At 71.0% G+C, this 13,386-nt stretch carries 11 protein-coding genes and 1 pseudogene; 6 read left to right on the top strand and 6 right to left on the bottom strand.

The window, feature by feature from the left end:
• A pseudogene (locus ABZV34_RS32290) lies at positions 1–813 on the top strand (hypothetical protein); the annotation flags it as partial.
• A 71-nt stretch (positions 814–884) separates the two neighbouring features.
• Here ABZV34_RS32290 and lysS read toward each other — a convergent pair.
• A complete protein-coding gene (gene lysS / locus ABZV34_RS32285; RefSeq protein WP_356284548.1) occupies positions 885–2,657 on the bottom strand; it encodes a lysine--tRNA ligase in 1,773 nt (590 codons plus the stop codon).
• Positions 2,658–2,847: 190 nt separating this feature from the next.
• Here lysS and argS point away from each other — a divergent pair, with 190 nt between their 5' ends.
• Positions 2,848–4,617: an arginine--tRNA ligase gene (gene argS / locus ABZV34_RS32280; RefSeq protein ID WP_356284545.1), complete on the top strand. Its 1,770-nt coding sequence runs from the start codon at positions 2,848–2,850 to the stop codon at positions 4,615–4,617.
• Positions 4,618–4,688: 71 nt separating this feature from the next.
• Here argS and ABZV34_RS32275 read toward each other — a convergent pair whose 3' ends face one another.
• Positions 4,689–5,111: an ATP-binding protein gene (locus ABZV34_RS32275; protein ID WP_356284542.1), complete on the bottom strand. Its 423-nt coding sequence runs from the start codon at positions 5,109–5,111 to the stop codon at positions 4,689–4,691.
• Between the two features lie 158 nt (positions 5,112–5,269).
• Here ABZV34_RS32275 and ABZV34_RS32270 point away from each other — a divergent pair, with 158 nt between their 5' ends.
• Genes ABZV34_RS32270 through ABZV34_RS32260 form a run of 3 tightly spaced genes read left to right on the top strand, consistent with a single transcriptional unit; the run spans position 5,270 to position 7,174 of the window.
• Complete coding sequence (locus ABZV34_RS32270; RefSeq protein WP_356284539.1) at positions 5,270–6,049, top strand: helix-turn-helix transcriptional regulator; 780 nt, start codon at positions 5,270–5,272, stop codon at positions 6,047–6,049.
• Positions 6,046–6,246 (top strand): DUF397 domain-containing protein, encoded by a 201-nt coding sequence (locus ABZV34_RS32265; RefSeq protein ID WP_356284536.1) that lies wholly within the window; start codon positions 6,046–6,048, stop codon positions 6,244–6,246. Before ABZV34_RS32270 ends, ABZV34_RS32265 begins: the two co-directional genes overlap by 4 nt.
• Positions 6,247–6,292: 46 nt before the next feature.
• Entirely contained in the window at positions 6,293–7,174 is an 882-nt protein-coding gene (locus ABZV34_RS32260) for a DUF4253 domain-containing protein (RefSeq protein WP_356284533.1), read from the top strand.
• Positions 7,175–7,234: 60 nt separating this feature from the next.
• Here ABZV34_RS32260 and ABZV34_RS32255 read toward each other — a convergent pair whose 3' ends face one another.
• Positions 7,235–8,137: an SAM-dependent methyltransferase gene (locus ABZV34_RS32255; RefSeq protein ID WP_356284530.1), complete on the bottom strand. Its 903-nt coding sequence runs from the start codon at positions 8,135–8,137 to the stop codon at positions 7,235–7,237.
• A 467-nt stretch (positions 8,138–8,604) separates the two neighbouring features.
• Here ABZV34_RS32255 and ABZV34_RS32250 point away from each other — a divergent pair, with 467 nt between their 5' ends.
• Positions 8,605–9,315 carry a DUF4232 domain-containing protein gene (locus ABZV34_RS32250; protein WP_356284527.1) on the top strand — a complete coding sequence of 237 codons (711 nt, stop codon included), beginning with the start codon at positions 8,605–8,607 and terminating at the stop codon, positions 9,313–9,315.
• Positions 9,316–9,345: 30 nt separating this feature from the next.
• Here ABZV34_RS32250 and hemB read toward each other — a convergent pair whose 3' ends face one another.
• The 3 genes from hemB to hemC form a co-directional block, all read right to left on the bottom strand.
• On the bottom strand, positions 9,346–10,338 hold the full coding sequence (gene hemB / locus ABZV34_RS32245) for a porphobilinogen synthase (RefSeq protein ID WP_356284524.1): 993 nt from the start codon (positions 10,336–10,338) through the stop codon (positions 9,346–9,348).
• Between the two features lie 317 nt (positions 10,339–10,655).
• Positions 10,656–12,371, bottom strand: a complete 1,716-nt coding sequence (locus ABZV34_RS32240; RefSeq protein WP_356284521.1) for a bifunctional uroporphyrinogen-III C-methyltransferase/uroporphyrinogen-III synthase — start codon at positions 12,369–12,371, stop codon at positions 10,656–10,658.
• A complete protein-coding gene (gene hemC / locus ABZV34_RS32235; protein WP_356284551.1) occupies positions 12,368–13,312 on the bottom strand; it encodes a hydroxymethylbilane synthase in 945 nt (314 codons plus the stop codon). Before hemC ends, ABZV34_RS32240 begins: the two co-directional genes overlap by 4 nt.
• Positions 13,313–13,386: the final 74 nt, after the last annotated feature.

Below are 13,386 nucleotides of genomic sequence, written 5' to 3'. Positions count from 1 at the left end.
CTGCGCTCCCGCTTCGGCCGCGCCTGGCGCCGCAAGGCACCGGTGGAGTCCCTGATGCCGCTGCGCCTCGCGCGCTACGGCGTCCCGCTCGCCGAGACCGCCCCCTCGGGCCTGGCGGCGGCCGGCATCGAGCCCGCGCTGCTGCCCCCCGTACCGCAGTGGGAGGTGGCGCGCGGGCCGGAAGCCACGGCACCCGCCGTACCGGGCGACGCGGCTCCGGTCCGGGAACAGCTTGCCGCCGCCGAGGCGAACGAGCCTCCGGAGCGGCCGGAGGACTACGCCGAGCCGCAGAGTCAGTGGCTTCAGGCGCGGGACCCCCAGTCCGTCGCGTATCAGGGCGGCTACGACCCGACGTACGACCCGGATGTCGCGTACCGGCAGTGGTACGAGGAGCAGCAGCAGGCCGAGCAGTTCGAGGAGCAGCAGCAGTTCCGGTCTCGCCAGCAGTTCGAGGAACAGCAGCTGTTCGAGCAGCAGAGGTTCCCGCAGCAGGCGTTCCCGCGGCAGCGGTACGAGGAGCAGCCCGTCCCCGCCCCGGAGCCCTCTCCGGAGGACACCGGTACCTTCCCGATCCCGTCGGGCCCGGGGCGTACCCGTGAGCTGGGCGCGGGCGGTGGCTCGGAGCCGACCGAGGAGGACTACTACCTGGTCTTCAAGAAGTCGATAGACGGCAGCTATCCGACCTCGGGCCAGTTCAGGGGCGACGTGGAGGCGACGTACGGCACCACGCTCCCGCAGCGCGAGGCCGACCGCATGGTCAACCGCTTCACCAACCGCCACACGGCGGAACTCCAGGAGGACCACATCGCGTAGGCACGTCGGCGTGCACGAGAAGGGGGCGCCCGGTGATCACCGGGCGCCCCCTTCCGCGTACCGCCGAAGGCCTACGCCGCGAGCAGCTTGCGGACCCGGTCCTGGCCGACCGCGAGGAGCAGCGTGGGCAGGCGCGGGCCGGTGTCGCGTCCGACGAGCAGGTGGTAGAGCAGCGCGAAGAACGTGCGCTGGGCGACCTTGATCTCCGCCGGGAGCTCCTTGGCGGTGGCGTCGGCCGGGAAGCCGGCCTGGACCTTGGGGACGCCGTAGACGAGGTGGGTCAGGCCGTCCAGGGACCAGTTCTCGTCCAGGCCGTCCAGGAGCAGACGCAGCGACTCGCGGCCCCGGTCGTCGAGGGACGCGAGCAGTCCGGCGTCGGGCTCGGCGCGCACGACGGTGCGCTCCTCCGCCGGGACCTGGGTGTTGATCCAGGTCTCGGCCCTGTCGAGCCGGGGCCGGACCTCGTCGAGCGAGCCGAGCGGGTTCTGCGGGTCGAGCTCGCTCAGGATGCGCAGGGTCTGGTCCTCGGCGCCGGCGGTGATGTCGGCGACGGAGGCGAGGGTGCGGTACGCCATCGGGCGGGGAGTCCTGGGCAGTTCCCCGGCGGCGGTGCCGACGGCGCGGGCGTAGGCGGCGGCGTCGGCGGGCAGCACGGAGCCTCCCCCGGAGCCGGCACCCTGGGAGGCGCCCCCGGCGACCTTGCCCTCCAGCTTGTCCCACTCGTCGTAGAGCCGCTGGATCTCCTGGTCGAAGGCGATCTTGAACGACTGGTTGGGGCGGCGGCGGGCGTACAGCCAGCGCAGCAGCTGCGGCTCCATGATCTTCAGCGCGTCGGCCGGTGTGGGGACCCCGCCCTTGCTGCTGGACATCTTGGCCATGCCGGAGATGCCGACGAAGGCGTACATCGGTCCGATCGGCTGCTCGCCGCCGAAGATCCCGACGATCTGGCCGCCGACCTGGAAGGAGGACCCCGGCGACGAGTGGTCGACGCCGCTCGGCTCGAAGACCACACCCTCGCGGGCCCAGCGCATCGGCCAGTCGACCTTCCAGACCAGCTTGCCGCGGTTGAACTCGCTGAGCCGGACGGTCTCGGAGAAGCCGCAGGCCGAGCAGGTGTACGTCAGCTCGGTCGTCTCGTCGTCGTAGGCCGTGACGGTGGTGAGGTCCTTCTCGCACCGGCCGCAGTAGGGCTTGTACGGGAAGTACCCGGAGGTGGAGCTGCCGTCGTCCTCGGCGGCGGCGCCGGAGCCCTCGACGGCTTCGAGCTCGGCCTCCTCGACGGGCTTCTGCCCCTGCTGCTTCTTGGCCGGGGCCTTCTTGGTGCGGTACTGCTCCAGGACGGCGTCGATGTCACCGCGGTGCCTCATCGCGAACAGGACCTGCTCGCGGTAGGCGCCCGCGGTGTACTGCTCGGTCTGGCTGATCGGGTCGTACTCGACGCCGAGCTCGGCCAGTGCCCCGGTCATCGCGGCCTTGAAGTGCTCGGCCCAGTTCGGGTACTCCGAGCCCTTGGGGGCGGGGACCGAGGTCAGCGGCTTGCCGATGTGCTCGGCCCAGGACTCGTCGATGCCGGGGACGTCCGCCGGGACCTTGCGGTAGCGGTCGTAGTCGTCCCAGGAGATCAGGTGGCGCACGGTGAGGCCGCGGCGGCGGATCTCGTCGGCGACCAGGTGCGGGGTCATGACCTCGCGCAGGTTGCCGAGGTGGATGGGGCCGGAGGGGGAGAGTCCGGACGCGACGACGACCGGTTTGCCCGGGGCACGACGCTCCGACTCGGCGATGACCTCGTCCGCGAAACGGGAGACCCAGTCGGTGGTCTCGGTGCTCTGGGCCACGATCGGCACGTCCTTCTTTCTGATACGCCAGTACGGCTGACGGCACCATTCTCCCAGTTGGGACCGCAACCACGAAAACGGCTTTCCAGTGCCCCTCGTCACCCGGCGGCGCCGGGCCGTCGCAGCGAAATCCGCTTGCTCCCCCATGGGATACTGGCGGGGTCCATCTGAGTCCCTCGAGGAGAACGGCATCCACCCCATGGCCTCGGTCACGTCCCTCACCGCTTCCGTCCACCAGCGCCTCGCGGACGCCCTCACGGCAGCCCTGCCGGAGGCCGGTTCCGCGGATCCGCTGCTGCGACGAAGCGACCGGGCCGACTTCCAGGCCAACGGGATCCTGGCGCTCGCGAAGAAGGCGAAGGCGAACCCGAGGGAGCTGGCGACGCAGGTCGTGGCGCGGGTCGAGTCGGGTGAGGTGATCAAGGACATCGAGGTCTCCGGACCCGGCTTCCTGAACATCACGATCACCGACCGGGCGATCACCGAGAACCTGGCGGAGCGGTACGCGGACGGCGAGCGCCTCGGCGTGCCGTTCGTGGAGCACCCGGGCACGACGGTGATCGACTACGCGCAGCCGAACGTGGCGAAGGAGATGCACGTAGGTCACCTCCGCTCGGCCGTCATCGGTGACGCGGTGGTCCAGATCCTGGAGTTCGTGGGCGAGTCCGTCGTACGGCGTCACCACATCGGCGACTGGGGCACCCAGTTCGGCATGCTCATCCAGTACCTGATCGAGCACCCGCACGAGCTGGACCACCAGGCCGGCGAGGTCTCCGGCGAGGAGGCCATGTCGAGCCTGAACCGCCTCTACAAGGCGGCGCGGACGCTCTTCGACTCCGACGAGGAGTTCAAGACGCGGGCGCGGCGCCGGGTGGTGGACCTCCAGGCGGGCGAGCCCGAGACGCTGGCCATGTGGCAGAAGTTCGTGGACGAGTCGAAGATCTACTTCTACTCGGTCTTCAAGAAGCTCGACATGGAGATCCGCGACCCGGACGTGGTCGGCGAGTCCGGCTACAACGACATGCTGGACGAGACGTGCCGCCTCCTGGAGGAGTCGGGCGTGGCGGTCCGCTCCGAAGGCGCGCTCTGCGTGTTCTTCGACGACGTGAAGGGCCCCGACGGCAACCCGGTCCCGCTGATCGTGAAGAAGTCGGACGGCGGATACGGCTACGCGGCCACCGACCTGTCCGCGATCCGCGACCGTGTCTTCAACCTGAAGGCCGACAGCCTCATCTACGTCGTGGACGCCCGGCAGTCCCTGCACTTCAAGATGGTCTTCGAGACCGCGCGCAGGGCCGGCTGGCTGAGCGACGACGTGAAGGCCCACCAGCTGGCCTTCGGCACGGTGCTGGGCAAGGACGGCAAGCCGTTCAAGACCCGTGAGGGCGAGACGGTCCGGCTGGTCGACCTGCTCGACGAGGCGATCGACCGGGCGACGGCCGTCGTGCGGGAGAAGGCCGAGAAGGTGGACCTGAGCGAGCGCGAGATCGAGGAGAACGGCCGGTACGTCGGCATCGGCGCCGTGAAGTACGCGGACCTCTCCACCTCCGCCGTGCGGGACTACAAGTTCGACCTGGACCAGATGGTCTCCCTGAACGGCGACACGTCCGTGTACCTCCAGTACGCGTACGCCCGTATCCGGTCGATCTTCGGCAAGGCCGGCGACCGTACGCCGCTCGCCCACCCGGAGCTCGAACTGGCCCCGACGGAGCGGGCGCTCGGCCTGCACCTGGACCGGTTCGGCGAGACACTGGACGAGGTCGCCGCCGAGTACGCCCCGCACAAGCTCGCCGCGTACCTGTACCAACTGGCCTCGCTCTTCACGACGTTCTACGACCAGTGCCCGGTCATCAAGCCGGCCCCGGCGCAGGAGGTCGCGGAGAACCGGCTGTTCCTCTGCGACCTGACCGCCCGCACGCTCCACCAGGGCATGGCCCTGCTGGGCATCAGGACGCCCGAGCGCCTCTGACCGCGGAGGGCCGCGCACGGACCGGCTGAAAGGGCCGTGCGCCCCGGGACGTCCCGGGGCGCGCGGCCCTTTCACGTCCACCCGCCGACACCGGCGAACTCGCACCACACCGCCTTGCCGGGGTCCCGCTCCGCCACTCCCCAACTGTCGGACAGAGCGGCCACCAGCAGCAGTCCGCGCCCGCCCTCGCCGGCGGCGCCGTCCACGGGCCGCGGGACGCCACCGCCGCTGTCGTGCACCTCCACACGCAGTACGCCACCGTCTCCGGCGTATCTCAGGAACACCCGGAAGTGCCGGCCGGGCGGCACGCCGTGCACCAGGGCGTTCGTCGCCAGCTCACTCACGCACAGCAACACGTCGTCGCCACGGCCGGCTCCGACGAGTCCCCAGCCGGCCAGGGTCTCGCGCGCGAACCGCCTGGCGGCGGGAACGGCGCGACGCTCACGCCTGAAGAACCGCTCGCGCAGGGGCGGGAGTTGGGTCGTCTCGTTCACAGGACGATGGTCGCTCGGAGTCACTACGGTGGATCACTGTGTGAACCAGTACGGATTTTCTGTACGGGTTCGTGCGGGGTCGTGTTCGGGCAGGGGTGGGGAGTTGGTCGGACATGAATCCCGGAAAGCGTCCACGGAAGAACGCGTCGGCGATGAGGATGCTGGGCGCCCAGGTCGCGGCATTCCGTCGAGCGGAGGGGTACACCCAACGGTCCCTGGCCGAACGGCTCCTGGTCGATGAGGAGACCGTCGCCTCGATCGAGCAGGGCCGGCGTCCTCTGAAACGGGACCTGGCGGAACACCTCGACGAACTCCTGCGCACCAAAGGCGTGCTGGCGATCGGGGTGGACCATATGCCTGAGGTGGACCTCTTCCCACGGTGGGCCGCCGAATTCATCGATCTGGAGCGAGAGGCGGTGGCACTCTCCTCGTACCAGAACCAGGCTCTGCCCGGTCTCCTCCAAACCGAGGCCTACGCCCGGGCGGTGTTCCGCAACGAAGTGCCCAGCCTCACGGACGACGAGACCCAACAGCGCGTGGCGGCCCGCATGACGCGCCAGGAAATCCTCCACCGCGAAGGTCCGCCGACCGCCAGCTTCATCATCTCCGAGGCGACGCTGATGGACCGCCTCGGCGGCGACGACGTGCATCTGGAACAACTGCGCCACCTGCGCGCATGCTCTCGGCTCCCTGGCGTCACCCTCCAGGTCATGCCAGTGGGACGGGACTTCCACGCCGGCCTGTCCGGCCCCTTCGTCCTCATCGAGACCCCCGACCATCAGCGGGTCGCGTACGTCGAGGCCCAGCTCAACGGTTGGATGATCGCCGACCCCGGCCAGGTGTCCATCCTGGAACGCAAGTATGCGATGCTGCGGACACAGGCACTCAATGCCCAGGAGACGAAGCGCCTGTTGGACCGTTCGCTAGGAGAACGATGAACGCCGCACCGCAGTGGTTCAAGTCCAGCTACAGCACTGAGCAAGGCGGCGATTGCCTCGAAGTCGCCTGCACGGGACCCGATTTCGGTGACGTCACTGCCGTCCATGTGCGCGACTCCAAGAACCCCGCGAGCCCCCTCCTCCACACGTCGCTGGAAGCCTGGTCCGCGTTCACGGCGTACGCCGCCCGCCACTGACACCGCGCCGCGCCCGCTGTCAGTGGCGGCCCCTACAGTCACCGGCATGGCGACACTTCCGAACCCGCTGCCGAAGCTGGCGGCCGACCCGAGCGGGCACACGCTCGGGCTTGAACTCCCGGCCGGGAGACTGCTCGACGCGACAAACGACGGGCCCTGGCACGAACCGCTGCTGTGGCACGCCGACGGACCGGCGGCCCCCGGCGGCTGGGCGGCACTGGAGCCCGCGCGGCGGACGTCCGGGCTGCTCCCCCTCCTCATCGACATGGGCGGTGATCAGGGCGCCCCGCAGGACTGGGAGTTGATACCGGACGAGGTGTCGTACCCCGGGGACCACGACGCCGAGGACGTACTCGCGGAGTTCTGGGACGAGTACGCGGCGGACGAACTCGGCGCGGACGAGGACCACCCCGGCGAGCAGGCCGTCGTCGAGATCTTCGGCGAGCAGCCGACGTACGACGAGAAGGTCGCGCCGTTCGGCCCCGCCTGGCCCGGTCTCGCGCCCGCCACGGAGCAGGAGACCGACCCCGACACCCGTGCCGCCGAGATCGCCGACTCCCTCACGGACAGCGGCTCGTGGCTGAAGGAGCCGCGCCTCGCGCTGGTCCCGGCCCGCCGCAGCGCGGACATCCCGGCGGCGATCGGCTGGTCCGGCCCGCTGAACCACGAGGGTGACGTGGCCCGCCTGTGCGCGGTGCTGCGCTCCTGGGAGGACCGCTTCGGCATCCGGGTCGTGGCTCTCACCTTCGACCAGCTGGTGCTGTCGGTGGCGGCGCCGCCCCGGACCCGGGACGAGGCCGAGGCGGTGGCGGCCGAGCACTTCGCGTTCTGCCCGGACAACATCACCCAGGGCCACCACGAGACACTGCGCGCGTACGCGGAGCACGAGGTGCTCGGCCGGCGGGTGTGGTCCTTCTGGTGGGACTGAGCCCTCCTGGACGGCGGGGGCGGCGGTGCGGGAGAGCCGGTCCGCCGCCCCTGCCGGCGTTCAGCGCTTGACGGCGGTCGCCCCGTAGACGTTGATGTCGGCGTCCGTGACGTCGTTGATGTCCCGGTAGCGGACCTTCTCGATGTCGTCGAGGGTCGCGAGGTACCCCGGATCGGCCACCTCGGGAGCGGGCGCCGCCCCGTCGGGCCGCCAGTGGTGCACGGGGACGACACCCGGCTCGTCCGGTTCGAGCCCGTTCTCCGTGAAGAACCGTTCGACCTCGGCCCTGGAGCGCAGCACGAACGTGAACCCCCGCTCGGTGTACGTCCGCTGCACCGCCCGGACGTTCTCGGCGTTCAGGTCCTCGGTGAGATGGCTGAGCACCACCCGGCTCCCGGACGGCAGCGCCTTCACCAGATCACGGACGATCGGATAGGCCTCGTCGTCCTCGATGAAGTGCAGGATCGCCACCAGCACGAGCGCGACCGGCTGGTCGAAGTCGAGGGTCTTGGCGGCGTCCCGCAGAATCTGCGCGGGCTGCTTGAGGTCCGCGTCGACGTAGTCGGTCACCCCCTCCGCCCCGCTGGTGAGCAGCGCCCGCGCGTGGGCGAGGACCACCGGGTCGTTGTCGACGTACACGACCCGGGACGTGGGATCGATCCGCTGGGCGATCTGGTGCACGTTCTCCTGCGTCGGCAGTCCCGTACCTATGTCCAGGTACTGGCGGATGCCGTCCTCCCGGGTCAGCGTGGTCACCGCGCGCCGCAGGAAGTCCCGGTTGTGCCGGACGTCGAGGTATCCGCGCGGGTTGGCCGCGAGCGCCGCGGCGGCCGCGTTCCGGTCGACCGGGTAGTTGTCCTTGCCCCCGAGGAAGACGTCGTAGACGCGGGCCGGGTGCGCCTTGGTGGTGTCGATCCTCCTTCTCAGCTCGGCGGGGTCCTGGCTGAGAGCATCACCGGGCATAAAGCCTCTCCCTGGAGAGTCGCGTGATCGAACGAGCAACAACCTAACTCCTGGGGCGACTTGATCGTGCCCGGGTCGGTGACTCCAGGTCCCTGCCCGGCGGGAGCCGCCGTCTGCCACCCGCTTGCGCCCAGCGGACAGTCGTACGCGCGGGACGCCCCGGGCTCCCGCTCGTCCGGAACGGCTTCCCGCCGTTCCCGTCCCCGCCGGCACCGGCCGCCGCTCCCGACGGGGACCCCGCGCAGTCGTCCCCGCCACCGTTTCTCCCTCCCCGCGTCCCGGGCCGCATTCCAGGGGGATGACATCCCTCCAGGTCAGACGGCCTAGGGGCGTTCCAGCGTCCCGTATCCCCCGGCAACCGTGGCGGCCGGGACGGATCACCCCACAAGCTGTGGCCCTCCAAGCACGCCGCTCGCCTCGACCGGTCGAGCGGCCGGCCCGGTCCGACACCCACAGGGGGATCTCCCATGTCCGCACGCACCGTCCGTACCCGTCTGCTCGCCGCTTCGACGGTCGCGCTCGCCGCGCTCGCCCTCACGGCGTGCGACAGCGGAAAGGGCGTACGGGACGAGGGTCCGTCCGCCGCGTCACAGTCCTCGGCTCAGCCGGACGGGTCGACGACGGCGAAGCCCGCGGCCGACAGTGGCACCTCGACGGGAGGCTCGGCCGCCACCCCGACGAAGGGCTCCACGAAGGGCTCCACGAACGGTTCCTCCGGCACGACGGGCGACGGCAAGTCCGCGGGAGGCGGCACCGGCACGGGCGGCACCCGCAACACAGCCTGCGACGGCGCCCACACCAGGACCACCGCGACCGAGGTGTCCCGCCCCCTCAACCACCTGCTCCTCACCGTCACCAACACCGGCTCGAAGAACTGCGATCTGACGGGCTACCCGATCGCCCGCTTCGGCGAGGCCCAGTCGGTCCCCCCGGTCGCCGAGCAGACCCACCCGCAGGCGGTCGTCACCCTCGCCCCGGGCGAGTCCGGCTACGCGGGCGTCCTCCTGTCGGCCGGCGACGGCAGCGGCGGCAACGGCTACACGGCGAAGACCCTGGTGGTCGGCTTCGCGAAGGGCGCCACCTCGACCCCGGCCCTCCCCGCGAAGGGCGTGTACGTCGACGACAAGCTCACGGTGACGTACTGGCAGCAGCGCCTGGCCGACGCGCTGTCCTACTGAGCCTTCACGGGGCCACCGGCCGACGAGCGGCTAACGCAGCGTCCGGGCGACCTCGGTCGCCCAGTAGGTGAGGATGTTCCGCGCCCCGGCCCGCTTGATGCCGGTCAGTGTCTCCAGGATGGCCTTGTCCCGGTCGATCCAGCCCTTCTCCGCCGCCGCCTCGATCATCGCGTACTCGCCGGAGATCTGGTACGCGGCCACGGGCACGTCCACCGCGTCGGCGACCCGCGCGAGAATGTCCAGGTAGGGTCCGGCCGGCTTCACCATCACCATGTCGGCGCCCTCCTCCAGGTCGAGGGCGAGCTCCCGCATGGACTCCCGGAGGTTCGCGGGATCCTGCTGGTACGTCTTGCGGTCGCCCTCGAGCGAGGAGCCGACGGCCTCCCGGAAGGGCCCGTAGAAGGCCGAGGAGTACTTGACGGTGTAGGCGAGGACGGCGACGTCCTCCCGGCCGATCTGGTCCAGGGCGTCCCGGATGACCCCGATCTGCCCGTCCATCATCCCACTCGGGCCCACCACATGGGCCCCCGCGTCGGCCTGGACCTGGGCCATCTCGGCGTAACGCTCCAGGGTCGCGTCGTTGTCCACGCGCCCTTCCGCGTCGAGGACTCCGCAGTGCCCGTGGTCGGTGGTCTCGTCCAGACACAGGTCGGACATGACGAGCAGTTCGTCCCCGACCTCGGCGCGCACATCACGGAGGGCGACCTGAAGGATCCCGTCCGGGTCGGTGCCGGGCGTCCCCACGGCGTCCTTCTTCGAGTCCTCCGGCACCCCGAAGAGCATGATCCCCGAGATTCCGGCCTCCACCGCCTCCAGGGCCGCCTTCTTCAGGCTGTCCCGGGTGTGCTGCACGACACCGGGCATCGCCCCGATCGGCACCGGCTCGCTCACACCCTCCCGCACGAACGCGGGGAGGATGAAGTCGGCGGGGTGCAGCCGGGTCTCGGCGACCATGCGCCGCATCACAGGCGTCGTACGCAGCCGCCGCGGCCGCGTACCGGGGAAGGATCCGTACTTCGTCATCCCCCCACGCTACGCCCGCCGCCCCACCCCTTTTGCCGACATCGTGCCGGTACGGATACGGGTCACGAGGGGGGCGATCTGGTGCGGGGGGTCTTCGGGTACGGGTGGGCGGCGTCTTCGGCGCGGGCCCGCGCCTCCAGCCCGTCCGGCGTTCGAGGACGGGCCCTTCGGGCGGAGGCGGGGGTCCAGGGGACGCGCAGCGCCCCTGGCGGGGGTCCGGAGGCGGAACCCCTGGGGAGGAAACGGGCAGGGGCGGCGGGGGCGAAAGAAAACCCGCCCCGACCGCCCCCTACACGTACGTACGACCTCCGTACGACCTACGTGGCCCGCCGTCTCCGCGCTCCCGGCCTCCGCTCACTGGGCCGCGTCACCGGATCCCCGGCCTCCGCGGCGGCAGCCCGCCGTCGCAGCCCGAAGTCCGCCAACGCCTCCGCCAGCTTGTGCACCGAAGGCTCCGGAGCCATGACATCGACCCGCAGCCCGTGCTCCTCCGCCGTCTTGGCGGTGGCGGGACCGATACACGCGATCACCGTCACGTTGTGCGGCTTGCCCGCGATCCCGACCAGGTTCCGCACCGTCGACGAGGACGTGAACAGAACGGCGTCGAAGCCACCGCCCTTGATCGCCTCACGGGTGTCCGCCGGCGGCGGCGACGCCCGCACGGTCCGGTAGGCCGTGACGTCGTCGACCTCCCAGCCCAGCTCGATGAGCCCCGCGACCAGCGTCTCGGTGGCGATGTCCGCCCGCGGCAGGAACACCCGGTCGATCGGGTCGAACACCGGGTCGTACGGCGGCCAGTCGTCCAGCAGCCCGGCCGCGGACTGCTCCCCGCTCGGCACCAGGTCCGGCTTCACACCGAAGGCGACCAGCGCCTTCGCCGTCTGCTCGCCCACCGCCGCGACCTTGATCCCGGCGAAGGCCCGCGCGTCGAGCCCGTACTCCTCGAACTTCTCCCGCACCGCCTTCACCGCGTTGACCGACGTGAAGGCGATCCACTCGTAGCGCCCGGTGACGAGCCCCTTGACCGCACGCTCCATCTGCTGCGGCGTACGCGGCGGCTCGACGGCGATCGTGGGCACCTCGTACGGCACGGCACCGTACGAACGCAGCTGGTCGGAGAGGGAGGCCGCCTGCTCCTTCGTGCGCGGCACGAGCACCTTCCAGCCGAACAGCGGCTTGGACTCGAACCACGACAACTGGTCGCGCTGGGCGGCGGCGGAACGCTCGCCGACCACGGCTATCACCGGCCGGCCACCGTCCGGGGACGGCAGCACCTTGGCCTGCTTCAGGGTCTGCGCGATGGTCCCGAGCGTGGCCGACCAGGTCCGCTGCCGCGTGGTCGTTCCCGCGACCGTCACCGACATCGGCGTATCGGGCTTGCGGCCCGAGGCGACGAGCTCTCCCGCGGCCGCGGCCACGGAGTCGAGCGTCGCCGACACGACGAGCGTGCCGTCCGACGCCCCGACCTCGGTCCAGCACCGGTCGGAGGCCGTCCGCGCGTCGACGAACCGCACGTCCGCGCCCTGCGCGTCCCGCAGCGGCACACCGGCGTACGCGGGCACACCCACGGCCGCCGCCACACCGGGCACGACCTCGAACGGCACGCCCGCGGCGGCGCAGGCCAGCATCTCCTCGGCGGCGTACGTGTCGAGCCCGGGGTCACCGGACACCGCACGCACGACCCGCTTGCCGCCCCGCGCGGCCTCCATGACAAGATTGGCAGCGTCCCTCGACGCGGGGTCACCAACGGATGCTGACACGGTGTCAACAACCGCTGACCGGGACGCGCCTGTGCCCGAGTACGGACCGGCGGACGTGCCGAAAGCCGTCTCCGTATCCGTGTTCAGCACGGCGACGTTCTGCCTGGCGTGCGCACGCACGACGTCGAGCACCTCGTGCCCGGCGACGAGGACGTCCGCTTTCGCCAGCGCCTCCACGGCGCGCAGTGTCAGTAGTCCCGGATCTCCGGGTCCGGCACCGAGGAAGGTGACGTGCCCGTGTTCGGGACCGGCGGGAAGGTTGGTGGGGCTCAATGTGCTCGCTCCCCCATCAGACCGGCCGCGCCCTTCGCAAGCATCTCGGCGGCGAGTTCACGGCCGAGCGCCCTTGCTTGGTCGTGCGTCTCAGGCACGGGACCGGTGGTGGACAACTGCACCAGCGTCGAGCCGTCGGTCGTGCCGACGACGCCGCGCAGGCGCATTTCCTTGACAATCTGCCCGTCCGCCAGCAGGTCGGCGAACGCACCCACGGGTGCGCTGCAGCCTGCCTCCAGGGCGGCGAGCAGGGACCGCTCGGCGGTCACGGCGACCCGGGTGAACGGGTCGTCGAGCTCTCCGAGCGCGGCGACGAGATCCGCGTTGTGCGCGGCGCACTCGATCGCCAGGGCCCCCTGGCCGGGGGCCGGCAAAACCGTGTCGACGGACAGGAAGTCCGTCACCTCTTCCAGCCGCCCCAGGCGGCTGAGGCCGGCGGCGGCGAGCACGACGGCGTCGAGCTCCCCACCGTGCACGTATCCGATCCGCGTGTCGACGTTCCCGCGGATCGCGACCGTCTCGATCGTCGTCCCGTGGTTGCGCGCGTACGCGTTCAACTGGGCCATCCGGCGCGGCGAACCGGTACCGACCCGCGCGCCCGGGGGCAGCTGCGGGAAGGTGAGACCGTCACGGGCGACGAGTACGTCGCGCGCGTCCTCGCGCACCGGCACGGCGGCCAGCACCAGCCCGTCGGGCTGCTCGGTCGGCAGGTCCTTGAGCGAGTGCACGGCGAAGTCGACCTCGCCGCGCAGCAGCGCCTCACGCAGCGCGGCGACGAACACACCGGTGCCGCCGATCTGCGCGAGGTCCTCACGGGAGACGTCGCCGTACGTCGTGATCTCCACGAGCTCGACGGGCCGTCCGGTCACCTTGCTCACTGCGTCCGCCACCAGTGCGGACTGGGCCATGGCGAGTTTGCTGCGCCTGGTCCCCAGCCTCAGTGCCCCTTGTTCCGGCTCAGCCCCTCGGGACGGTGCATCCGGCGGCGGAAGTCCTTCGGTACTCAGCCCATCGG

Source organism: Streptomyces sp. NPDC005195 (assembly GCF_040608315.1).
In the GTDB taxonomy this organism is placed as follows: domain Bacteria; phylum Actinomycetota; class Actinomycetes; order Streptomycetales; family Streptomycetaceae; genus Streptomyces; species Streptomyces kaempferi.
The sequence above is the reverse complement of the archived record's forward strand: the minus strand, read 5'-3'. Positions and strand labels throughout refer to the sequence as shown.

Coding starts and splice junctions, on each gene's coding strand:
- argS (WP_356284545.1), top strand. CDS start 2,848: ATGGCCTCGGTCACGTCCCTCACCGCTTCCGTCCACCAGCGCCTCGCG.
- ABZV34_RS32270 (WP_356284539.1), top strand. CDS start 5,270: ATGCTGGGCGCCCAGGTCGCGGCATTCCGTCGAGCGGAGGGGTACACC.
- ABZV34_RS32265 (WP_356284536.1), top strand. CDS start 6,046: ATGAACGCCGCACCGCAGTGGTTCAAGTCCAGCTACAGCACTGAGCAA.
- ABZV34_RS32260 (WP_356284533.1), top strand. CDS start 6,293: ATGGCGACACTTCCGAACCCGCTGCCGAAGCTGGCGGCCGACCCGAGC.
- ABZV34_RS32255 (WP_356284530.1), bottom strand. CDS start 8,137: ATGCCCGGTGATGCTCTCAGCCAGGACCCCGCCGAGCTGAGAAGGAGG.
- ABZV34_RS32250 (WP_356284527.1), top strand. CDS start 8,605: ATGTCCGCACGCACCGTCCGTACCCGTCTGCTCGCCGCTTCGACGGTC.
- hemB (WP_356284524.1), bottom strand. CDS start 10,338: ATGACGAAGTACGGATCCTTCCCCGGTACGCGGCCGCGGCGGCTGCGT.